Annotated in this window: 12 protein-coding genes; 8 read left to right on the top strand and 4 right to left on the bottom strand. The window is 74.3% G+C overall.

What is annotated here, in order from left to right; all coding sequences use genetic code 11:
- Nucleotides 1-166 precede the first annotated feature (166 nt).
- From ACPCUX_RS18700 to ACPCUX_RS18675, 6 genes are read left to right on the top strand one after another with little or no spacing between them, the layout of a single operon-like run.
- Nucleotides 167-1,219 (top strand): protein-glutamate methylesterase/protein-glutamine glutaminase, encoded by a 1,053-nt coding sequence (locus ACPCUX_RS18700; protein ID WP_085388483.1) that lies wholly within the window; start codon nt 167-169, stop codon nt 1,217-1,219.
- Nucleotides 1,216-2,028, top strand: coding sequence for a CheR family methyltransferase (locus ACPCUX_RS18695; RefSeq protein WP_043658116.1), 813 nt, complete (start codon nt 1,216-1,218; stop codon nt 2,026-2,028). The genes ACPCUX_RS18700 and ACPCUX_RS18695 overlap by 4 nt, the downstream gene beginning before the upstream one ends.
- Nucleotides 2,025-2,408, top strand: a complete 384-nt coding sequence (locus ACPCUX_RS18690; protein ID WP_021482437.1) for a response regulator — start codon at nt 2,025-2,027, stop codon at nt 2,406-2,408. The genes ACPCUX_RS18695 and ACPCUX_RS18690 overlap by 4 nt, the downstream gene beginning before the upstream one ends.
- Nucleotides 2,405-2,875 carry a chemotaxis protein CheX gene (locus ACPCUX_RS18685; protein ID WP_085388482.1) on the top strand — a complete coding sequence of 157 codons (471 nt, stop codon included), beginning with the start codon at nt 2,405-2,407 and terminating at the stop codon, nt 2,873-2,875. The genes ACPCUX_RS18690 and ACPCUX_RS18685 overlap by 4 nt, the downstream gene beginning before the upstream one ends.
- The gene (locus ACPCUX_RS18680; protein WP_043658110.1) at nt 2,872-3,234 is read left to right on the top strand and encodes a response regulator; all 363 of its coding nucleotides are present in this window, start codon (nt 2,872-2,874) and stop codon (nt 3,232-3,234) included. Before ACPCUX_RS18685 ends, ACPCUX_RS18680 begins: the two co-directional genes overlap by 4 nt.
- Before the next feature lie 31 nt (nt 3,235-3,265).
- Nucleotides 3,266-3,754: a hypothetical protein gene (locus ACPCUX_RS18675; protein ID WP_021482434.1), complete on the top strand. Its 489-nt coding sequence runs from the start codon at nt 3,266-3,268 to the stop codon at nt 3,752-3,754.
- Between the two features lie 188 nt (nt 3,755-3,942).
- Here ACPCUX_RS18675 and fliW read toward each other — a convergent pair whose 3' ends face one another.
- From fliW to ACPCUX_RS18655, 4 genes are read right to left on the bottom strand one after another with little or no spacing between them, the layout of a single operon-like run.
- The gene (fliW, locus tag ACPCUX_RS18670) at nt 3,943-4,308 is read right to left on the bottom strand and encodes a flagellar assembly protein FliW (RefSeq protein WP_021483278.1); all 366 of its coding nucleotides are present in this window, start codon (nt 4,306-4,308) and stop codon (nt 3,943-3,945) included.
- The gene (flgL, locus tag ACPCUX_RS18665; RefSeq protein WP_423389384.1) at nt 4,308-5,180 is read right to left on the bottom strand and encodes a flagellar hook-associated protein FlgL; all 873 of its coding nucleotides are present in this window, start codon (nt 5,178-5,180) and stop codon (nt 4,308-4,310) included. Before flgL ends, fliW begins: the two co-directional genes overlap by 1 nt.
- Before the next feature lie 29 nt (nt 5,181-5,209).
- A complete protein-coding gene (gene flgK, locus ACPCUX_RS18660) occupies nt 5,210-6,631 on the bottom strand; it encodes a flagellar hook-associated protein FlgK (protein WP_085388481.1) in 1,422 nt (473 codons plus the stop codon).
- Between the two features lie 12 nt (nt 6,632-6,643).
- The gene (locus ACPCUX_RS18655; RefSeq protein ID WP_021483253.1) at nt 6,644-7,132 is read right to left on the bottom strand and encodes a flagellar protein FlgN; all 489 of its coding nucleotides are present in this window, start codon (nt 7,130-7,132) and stop codon (nt 6,644-6,646) included.
- 205 nt (nt 7,133-7,337) lie between these two features.
- Between ACPCUX_RS18655 and ACPCUX_RS18650 the strand changes: the two genes are divergently transcribed.
- Together ACPCUX_RS18650 and ACPCUX_RS18645 are read left to right on the top strand one after the other, a co-directional pair.
- Nucleotides 7,338-8,138, top strand: coding sequence for a sigma-70 family RNA polymerase sigma factor (locus ACPCUX_RS18650; RefSeq protein ID WP_043658103.1), 801 nt, complete (start codon nt 7,338-7,340; stop codon nt 8,136-8,138).
- A gap of 142 nt (nt 8,139-8,280) precedes the next feature.
- Nucleotides 8,281-9,144 carry a flagellin gene (locus ACPCUX_RS18645; protein ID WP_085388480.1) on the top strand — a complete coding sequence of 288 codons (864 nt, stop codon included), beginning with the start codon at nt 8,281-8,283 and terminating at the stop codon, nt 9,142-9,144.
- Nucleotides 9,145-9,181 lie beyond the last annotated feature (37 nt).

Genomic DNA, 9,181 nt, shown 5'->3' with positions numbered 1-9,181 from the left:
CGGGAGAGCGCCCGGTCGATGGAGCAGCTCAACGTCGCCGTCGGCGAGCTCGCCCACGTCTCGGAGCAGCTCGACGCCCAGGTCTCCCGGTTCCGGCTCTGAGACCGCCGACCATGACGCTCGCACCCCGCGCGGCCCGCGCGCGCCGCGCCCGAGGAGGACGACCGTGATCCGCGTGCTCGTCGTCGACGACTCCGTCGTGATCCGTCGCCTCGTCGCGCAGACGCTCGACCGGGACCCCGAGATCACCGTCGTCGGCACGGCGGCCGACGGCCGCCTCGCCCTCGCGAAGGTCGAGCAGCTCGACCCCGACGTCGTCACGCTCGACATCGAGATGCCCGTCATGGACGGCATCGAGACGGTCCGGGCGCTCCGCGCGGCCGGCCGGCGCATGCCCGTCGTGATGTTCTCGACGCTCACCGAGCGCGGGGCGTCCGCGACGCTCGACGCCCTGACGGCCGGAGCCACGGACTACGTCACCAAGCCGAGCGGGAGCGGGTCGGTCCAGACGGCGCTCGAGCGCGTCGGCCTGGAGCTCACGCCGAAGATCAAGGCGCTCGTCCCGCGCGCGCCCGCCGCCCCGACGGCGCGGTCCGGCGGGGCGACGGCCGTGGTCCGGCGTCCCGCCCCGGCCCGACCCGTGCGCGCGGTCGTCGTCGGCTCCTCCACGGGCGGGCCGGAGGCGCTGCGGACCGTGCTGTCGTCCCTGACCACGCCGCTGCCCGTCCCGATGCTCGTGGTCCAGCACATGCCGCCGGTGTTCACGCGGCAGCTGGCCGAGCGCCTGGACCGCGCGGGACCCACGACCGTGGTCGAGGCCGCCGGCGGCGAGGTGCTCCGTCCCGGTCACGCCTACCTGGCGCCGGGCGGCCGGCACCTCGAGCTCGGCCGCCAGGGCACGGGCCTGACGACCCTCGTCACGGACGGGCCCCCCGTCAACTTCACACGCCCCGCCGTCGACGTCCTGTTCCGCTCCGCGGTCCGCACGCTCGGTGGCGACCTGCTCGCCGTCGTCCTCACGGGGATGGGCTCCGACGGCCGCGACGGTGCGGGCGAGATCGCCCGCGCCGGCGGCCACGTGCTCGCCCAGGACGAGCAGAGCTCGGTCGTCTGGGGCATGCCGGGTGCCGTCACGACCGCGGGGCACGCCCACGCGGTCCTTCCCCTCGACCAGGTCGCCCGCGCCATCGTCGGTGCGGCCGAAGGAGCGCACGCATGACCGTCTCGACCCAGTCGTTCGCCTACGTGAGCGACCTGGTCCGCAAGCACAGCGCGATCCAGCTCGCGCCGGGCAAGGAGTACCTCGTCGAGGCCCGGCTCGGGCCGCTCGCGCGCGAGAAGGGCCTGCAGGGTCCCGACGCCGTCGACAGCTACGTCCGCCGCTACCTGCGGGGCGGCTCCCCGACGGAGACCGTGCGCGTCGTCGAGGCCATGACGACCAACGAGACGTCCTGGTTCCGCGACACCTCGCCGTTCACCGCCCTGCGCCGGGCGATCCTGCCGGAGCTCGCGGGCGCGGACCTCAGCATCTGGTCCGCGGCGTGCTCGACCGGCCAGGAGCCGTACAGCATCGCGATGGTCCTGCGCGAGGAGCGGGTGCGGAGCTACCGGATCCTCGCGACGGACATCAACGCGCAGGTCGTCGAGCGGGCCCGGACGGGCCGGTACAGCCAGCTCGAGATCAACCGCGGCCTGCCCGCGCCCATGCTCGTGCGCAACTTCCGGCGCGTGGGCGCCGAGTGGGAGGTCGACCCGGCGCTGCGGGAGAACCTCACGTTCCAGCAGCACAACCTCCTCACGGCGCCGCCCGGGCCGCGGATGTTCGACATCGTCTTCCTGCGCAACGTGCTCATCTACTTCGACATGCCGACCAAGCAGTCGATCCTCGCCCGGCTCCGCAGCCGGGTGCGACCGGGCGGCTTCCTCCTGCTGGGGGCCGCCGAGACCACCGTCGGCGTCGATCCCGCGTGGGAACGGGTCGACGTCACGCAGGGCTCCATTTACCGACTCCGAGGAGGCAGCGCATGAGAGCGCTGATCATCGACGACGCCCGCGTGATGCGCCGCATCGTCGCCACGACGCTGAGGGATCTCGGCTTCGAGACCGCCGAGGCGGGTGACGGACGCCAGGCGCTCGACCTGCTCGAGGCGGGCGAGCGCTTCGACCTCGCGTGCGTCGACTGGAACATGCCGGTGATGGACGGGCTGCAGTTCGTGCAGGCCGTCCGCGCGCGCCGCGAGTGGCGCGACCTCACGCTCATGATGATCACCACGGAGTCCGAGCAGTCGCGCATCGTGCGCGCGCTCGCCGCCGGTGCCCACGAGTACCTCATCAAGCCGTTCACGCCGGACGCACTCATGGGCAAGCTCGACATGCTCGGGCTGCTGCCGACCAAGGAGCTCGCATGATCGACACCCGGGACACGCTCGCCCGGAGCGTCCTGCCCATCGCCCAGGACCTCTTCGCCGCCATGGTCGACGGCGAGCCGGGCCTGCTCGAGCCCGTCGACGCCCTCGGGGCGCCGATCCCCGACCCCGTGCACGCGTGGGTCGACATCGTCGGCCCGACCTCGTGGCGCACGCTCGTCGTGACCGCCCGCCCGACCGCGGACCGGATCGCGCGCGCGCTCCTCCAGCTGGACGACGACGAGACCGTGGGTCTCGACGACGTGCGCGACGCGCTCGGCGAGGTCGCGAACGTCGTCGGCGGGAACCTCAAGGGCATGCTCGACGGCGGCTCCTCGCTCACCCTGCCGGTGGTCGACACCACGGGCCCGGCGGTCGCGCGAGCGGCCGACCACGCGCAGGCGCTGCTGTGGCGCGGCGAACCCCTCGTCATCTCGTTGTGGACCTCGAAGGACGGAGAACAGCTGTGAGAGTCGTCGTCGCGGACGACAGCCGCGTGATGCGGCAGATCGTCGTCCGGACCCTGCGCCAGGCGGGGTTCAAGGACTGGGAGATCCTGCAGGCGGGGGACGGCGCCGAGGCGCTCGCCCTCACCCTGGCGGAGCAGCCGGACCTCGTGCTGTCCGACTGGAACATGCCGGAGATGAACGGCATCGACGTCCTGCGCGCGCTGCGCACCGCGGGGTCGAGCGTGCCGTTCGGGTTCGTCACGTCGGAGGGCTCGCCGCAGATGCGCGAGCTCGCGGACGCCGAGGGCGCCCTGTTCCTCATCGCCAAGCCGTTCGACGCGGACACGTTCGAGGACGTCCTGCGTCCCCACGTCCGTTGACCCGACGCACGTCCCCCCGGAGGAGCCCCCTGTGACCACGACCCCCCTGCCCGAGCTCAAGGAGATCCGCGACCTGTACGCGGGACTGGTCGGCCGCGGGTGCACGGCCGTGCGCGCGAGCGCGCTCCTGACGCCCGAGACGAGGCCGGGCGTCATCGCCGCGACCTACGTCAGCCACCGGGCGCAGGTCGAGGCGGTCGTCGCCGTCGACGTCCCGCTCGGTGCCCACCTCGGCGCCTCGATCGGCCTCGTGCCGCCCGGTCCTGCCCAGGACGCGGCGGCCGAGGGCACGCTGAGCGACGTCCTGCTCGAGAACCTGTCCGAGGTCCTCAACGTCACCGCCGCCCTCTTCAACGCGGAGGACGCGCCGCACCTCAAGCTCGCGGAGGTGTTCGACTCGACGCGCGGGCCGCTGCCCGGCGCGCCCGTGTCGTTCCTGCGCAGCACCGGTCGCCGGCTCGACGCGGAGATCGAGATCGCCGGCTACGGCGGCGGGGCGCTGACGGTGGTCCTCGCCTGACGGCGACGGGACCGAGACCCGTGCGGAGGCCGGGCCGGGGGCGCACGCCCCGGGCCCGGCCTCTCGTCGTCCCGGCTCGGTGCTCGTCCGGCACCGCACGGCACGGCACGACGACGGACAGCCACCCCGGTGCCGTGAGCGGCGCCGGGGTGGCTGTGGTCGGGGTGGGGACGCGGTCGTCCGCGAGGTCAGGCGGTGACGAGGGTCCGTCGCAGGTCGAGCCCCTGGCCGTCGAGGACGGACTGGACCGCGGCGCCCGTGTCGGGGTGCACGAGCACCGGCGCCATGAGGTTCGCGTGGACGCCGCCGGCGCGCACGCTCGCGACGACGAGCACGAGCGGGTCGGTGTCCTCGGCCCCGATGCGCGCGAGGTCGGACGACGGGATCGCGGGGGAGTAGCCGGGCACCCAGCGGCCGGGGTCGAGGACGAGCATCTCGACGCCCGGGGTGTCGAGCGCGGACAGCGTGTAGACGCCGTCGCCCTGCTCGGTGAGCAGCTCGAACCGGCGGGCCGCGAGGCCGGGAGGCGGGGTGACGAAGGTGAGCGTGGTCATCAGCGGAGGTAGTCCAGGAGGGAGGGCTGCAGGAGGGTGGCGCCGATGCTCAGGGTCGCCTGGTAGGCGACCTGCTTGAGCTGGAGGTCGATCGCGAGCTCGGCGAGGTCGACGTCCTCGATGGCGCCGCGGCGCGTCTCGAGCGAGGTGCGGTTGCCGAGGTTGGTGTCGGCGGCGCGCTCGAGCTGGTTCTGGCGCGCGCCGACGGTCGTGTGCTGGGTGAGGACCGCGTCGAGCCGCGCGTCGACGGCGGCGAGATGGCCGCCGCTGCCGTTGCCGGCGCGCAGGTCGGCCGCCACGGTGTCCAGCAGGGCGAACACCGAGCCGGACCCGGTGCCGAAGACGGCGGCGCCGTCGATGTCGACGCGGACCGTCGAGTCGACGCCGATGCGGCGCTCGACGGACGCCCCGCCGCCCGTGAACGAGTAGTCGTCGCGGAAGGCGACGCCCTCGTCCGACGTCCCGGCGAAGACGGTGCGCCCGAGGTACGTGGAGTTCGACTGGCGCAGCAGCTCGTCGCGCAGCTCCACGAGCTCCGCGGCGACGGCCTCCCGGCCCTCCGCCGACGTCGTGTCCGACGCGCCCTGGAGGACGAGGTCGCGCACGCGCTGGACGATGTCGGTCACGGTGCCGAGCGTCGAGTCGAGCGTCGCGAGCCAGCCCTCCCCGTTCGCGATGTTCCGGTCGTACTGCTGCTCGGCCGCGAGCCGGCCGCGGATCGCGAGGGCGTCCGCCGCGGACGACGGGTCGCTCGAGGCACGCGTGATCTTGCGCCCCGAGGTGCCCTGCTCCTGGAGCTCGGCGATCCTCGCGAGGTTGGACTGCAGGCTCCTCGTGACGTACGAGGCCTGCATCTGGTTGGTGATGCGCACGGTTCTCCCCTTGCGGACCTGGTCGCGGGCTACAGCCCGACGCGGCCGGTGCGGTTGATGAGCTGGTCGAGCATCTCGTCGACGGCGGTGAGCACGCGGGCCGCGCCCTGGTAGGCGTGCTGGTACTGCATGAGGTTCACGGTCTCCTCGTCGAGGGAGACCGCGGAGTGCGAGAGCAGGTCGCTGAACGCCGCCGTGGACGCCGTGGTCGCGAGCTTCGCGTCGTAGCCGGCCGAGCTCGACTTCACGGCGAGCTGCGTGACGTGCGTCGACCACACCGCGTCGGGCCCGCCGGCGGCGCTGCCGAGCGCGGCGATGCGGTCGGCGACCGACCCGTCGAGGCTGCCCGCGCCGACGGCGGCGGTCGCGACCTGGCCGGGCGCGGTCACCGCGACCCGCAGGCCGGCGCCCGCGGACCTGCCCGGCTCGATCGCGAAGAACGCTCCGCCCGGGGTGCCCGACGGCGTCAGGCCCGTCGTGTGCAGCGCGTTGACCTGCGTGACGAGCGCCGACGCGAGCGCGTCGTAGCCCGCCGCGGCCTGGGCGTAGATCCCGCCGGACGACACCGGCGCGAGGGCCGACAGGTGCCCGGCGAGCTCGCCGCCCTCGAGCCCGACGGCCGCGCCCGGGCGGTGCGACCACTCGAGCCGCACCGCGTCGTCGGCCGCGCCGTCGAGCGTCGAGGACCCGACGAGCCGGACCTCGTTCACGTGGTGGCCGTCGACGAGGAGGTTCCCGCCCAGGAGCACGTTGACGGTGCCGTCGGGGTTCGTGCTCGTCTGGGCGCCCGCGAGGCGCGCCAGGTCGGCGGCGAGCTGGTTGCGCTGGTCGACGAGCTCGTTGGCGGAGCCGTTCTGGCCCGAGGCGTCGAGGATGCGCGTGTTGAGCGCGGCGATCTTGTCGGCGACCGTGTTGATCTCGGCCACGAGCGAGCCCGCGCTCGTGCGCGCCTGGCCCCACGCGGCCTCCACGCGGGCGCGGCCGTCGACGATCCGGTCGACGACGGCGCCGGCCTCCTCGACCACGACCCAGGCCTGGGCGTCCTTGCCGGGGGAGTTCGCGGCGTCCTGCCACGCGCCCCAGAACGACTGCAGCGCGGCGGACAGCCCGGTGTCCGAGGGCTCGCCGTGGATGTCCTCGACGGCCGTGAACGCCGCGGCGCGGACGCTCGCGTACCCGTCGGCGGACGCCGTCTGGCGCACGCGCGACTCGAGGAAGAGGTTCCCGAGCCGGGCGACGCCGTCGATCGTCACGCCCTGGCCGGACCGCGCGGACTGCGAGAGCCGCCCCAGGCCCATCTCGGTGAGCGGGGCCGTGGCCGACTGCTGCACGCGCTGGCGCGTGTAGCCCGGCGTGTTGACGTTCGCCACGTTCTGACCGGTGACGTCGATGCCCGCCTGGGCGGCGCTCATGCCCCGGAAGGCGGTGTTGAGGATGGAGAACGAGCTCATGGGCGGGACTCCTTACAGCACCGTGTCGAAGAGGCGGGCGACGTCGGACCGGTCCGTGGTGGCACCGGTCGCGTCGTAGGTGCGGGGCTCGCCGCCGAGCGTCGCGAGCGTCTCCTGCGTGGAGCGCGACGCGTGGTTGACGAACTGCGTGTTCGTGTCGCGGACGGTCTTGATCCGCACCGTCAGCTCCGTGAGGCCCGTGAGGTGGCCCTCGAAGATCTCGCGCCAGGGGCCTGCGGCCGGGGCGGCCGCGGCGATCTCCCGCAGCGTGGCGTCGGGCGCCAGGCCCCACTCGGCCGCGACGGTCTCGGACGCGACGGTGCGCACGAGGGTCGCCTCGCGCACCTTCTCCATCACGGTCTCGACCTCGCGGTTCGCGTGGGCGAGCCAGCGGGTGCGGCCGGCGGTGAGGAGCAGCTGCTCCTCCTCGAGCTTGAACAGCAGCATCTCGAGCAGCTCGCGCTCTCGCCACAGCAGGGTCGACAGCTCCTGAGGGCCCAACGTGGCTCTCCCTTGTGTGCGCGGTGGTCGGTCGGGGCGGCGGGCAGCGCCCGCTCGAGACCCACTGTCGGCACGTGCGGTGCGGATGTGGCGGCTGATCCCCGCGCCCGCTGCATGGGAGAGGTCAGGACGCGGTGCCACCGCGTGCCTCACCCGCGTCTCCCGGTGCCGTACCGGGCCCGCCCCAGCAGAAAGGTGCTTCGGCGTGAACCTCTCCGAGCGCAACGCTCTCGTCGTCGACAACCTTGCCCTCGTCGGCTTCCTCGTCTCCGACCTGTGCGCGCGGGCCGACCACCTCTCGCGCGAGGATCTCGCGTCGGTCGGCGCCGTCGCCCTCACCACGGCGGCCACGAGCTTCGACCCGACCCGCGGCGTCCCGTTCGGCGCGTACGCGCGGCGCCGCATCGTGGGGGCGCTCGCCGACGAGCTGCGCTCGCAGGACTGGGCCCCGCGCTCGGCGCGCCGCCGCATCAAGGCGCTGACGGCCGTGACGGCGTCGCTCACCGCGTCCCTCGGTCGCGAGCCGACCGACGCGCAGGTCGCCGAGGCGATGGGCGTCGCGGTCGCGGACGTGCGCGCGGCCCGGGACGACGCCGGCCGCTCGATCGTGGCGATGGAGGACACCACCTACGACCACGTCGCGCTCGAGGCGCCGACCCCGGAGGAGCAGGTCCTGTCCGTCGAGGAACGGCACGTGGTGCGCGAGGCGGTGGCGGCGCTGCCGGACCAGCTGCGGCACGTCGTCGAGCAGGTGTACTTCGCGGGGCGCAGCGTCGGCGACCTCGCCGCCGAGCTGGGGATCAGCCACTCGACCGTCTCGCACGCGCGGATCGAGGCGGTCCGCCTGCTCCGCGAGGGGCTCGAGGCCCACTACTCGGGCCGCGAGGCGAAGGGCCCGGCCGCGCCGCTCACGGCCCGCCGGCGGGAGTACCTCGCCGCGATGGGCGAGCGCGTCGCGGGCGGTGCCACGCAGCGGTCCGCGTGGGCGGTGCCCGCGGCGTCGTGACGCGGGGCGCGACGGCGTCGACCGGTGTCGGCCACCGTCGGGCCGCGGCGTCCGACAGTCCCCAGGAGCAGGCCGGTCGAGGTGACGGGCCGGTACCGGACGAGCCGGCCCGCCCGGGGCCGCGCGGGACAGGAGCGCACGCATGGGTCTCTCGATCGTGACGAACGTGGCGGCGACGACGACGTACCGCCGCCTCGCGACGACGCAGCGCGAGCAGGGCGCGTCGGCGGAGCGGCTCGCGTCCGGCCTGCGGATCACCACCGCCGCGGACGACTCCGCGGGCCTGACGACGGCGGAGGGCCTGCGGGCCCAGGCGAACGGCAGCGCCGTCGCGCAGCGCAACGCGGCGGACGCGGTCGCCATGCTCCAGACGGCGGACGGCGCGCTCGGCGGCATCCAGGGCATGCTCCAGCGCATGCGCGAGCTCGCGCTCCAGGCCGCGAACGACACGAACGGGCCGGACGCGCGCGCCGCGATGGAGGACGAGCTGTCGGCGCTCGCGCGCGAGGTGAGCCGGACCCACAACGAGTCGGCCTTCGCCGACCAGCTCCTCCTCGCGAGCGAGCCGACGGTGACCTTCCAGGTCGGTGCCGAGGGGGACGCCGCCTCGACGATCGCCGTCCAGCTCCCGCGGGTGACGTGGGCGGTGTCGTCGGTGCTCGTCGCGGGCGACGGCGACCTGCGCGTGAGCCTGACCGGCGCGGGGTACCCCGAGCTCGCGCACATGACCTCGCGTGCGGCGGTCGAGGCGATCGACCGCGCGATCTCGCGCGTCTCGGAGGAGCGCTCGCGCATGGGCGCGACGATCAACCGGCTCGACCACGCGGCGCGCGTCGCCGGCAGCACGGGGGAGAACCTGCGCGCGGCGGAGTCGCGGATCCGGGACGCCGACCTCGCCCAGGAGCTGCGCGACGGCGCGCGCCTGAACGTGCTGGCGCAGGCGGGGACGGCGATGCTCGCCCAGGCCAACCAGGCGCCGTCGTCGGTGCTGCAGCTCCTGGGCTGAGGCTCCTGAGCTCCCGAAAAGTGACGCAGGTCACTGG

This window comes from Cellulosimicrobium sp. AB352 (assembly GCF_049538415.1).
GTDB classification, from domain to species: Bacteria; Actinomycetota; Actinomycetes; order Actinomycetales; family Cellulomonadaceae; genus Cellulosimicrobium; species Cellulosimicrobium funkei.
The sequence above is the reverse complement of the archived record's forward strand: the minus strand, read 5'-3'. Positions and strand labels throughout refer to the sequence as shown.

Excerpts from the sequence above, each read along its gene's own strand:
- ACPCUX_RS18695 (WP_043658116.1), top strand. The coding sequence starts at position 1,216 with ATGACCGTCTCGACCCAGTCGTTCGCCTACGTGAGCGACCTGGTCCGC.
- ACPCUX_RS18690 (WP_021482437.1), top strand. The coding sequence starts at position 2,025 with ATGAGAGCGCTGATCATCGACGACGCCCGCGTGATGCGCCGCATCGTC.
- ACPCUX_RS18685 (WP_085388482.1), top strand. The coding sequence starts at position 2,405 with ATGATCGACACCCGGGACACGCTCGCCCGGAGCGTCCTGCCCATCGCC.
- fliW (WP_021483278.1), bottom strand. The coding sequence starts at position 4,308 with ATGACCACGCTCACCTTCGTCACCCCGCCTCCCGGCCTCGCGGCCCGC.
- flgK (WP_085388481.1), bottom strand. The coding sequence starts at position 6,631 with ATGAGCTCGTTCTCCATCCTCAACACCGCCTTCCGGGGCATGAGCGCC.
- ACPCUX_RS18645 (WP_085388480.1), top strand. The coding sequence starts at position 8,281 with ATGGGTCTCTCGATCGTGACGAACGTGGCGGCGACGACGACGTACCGC.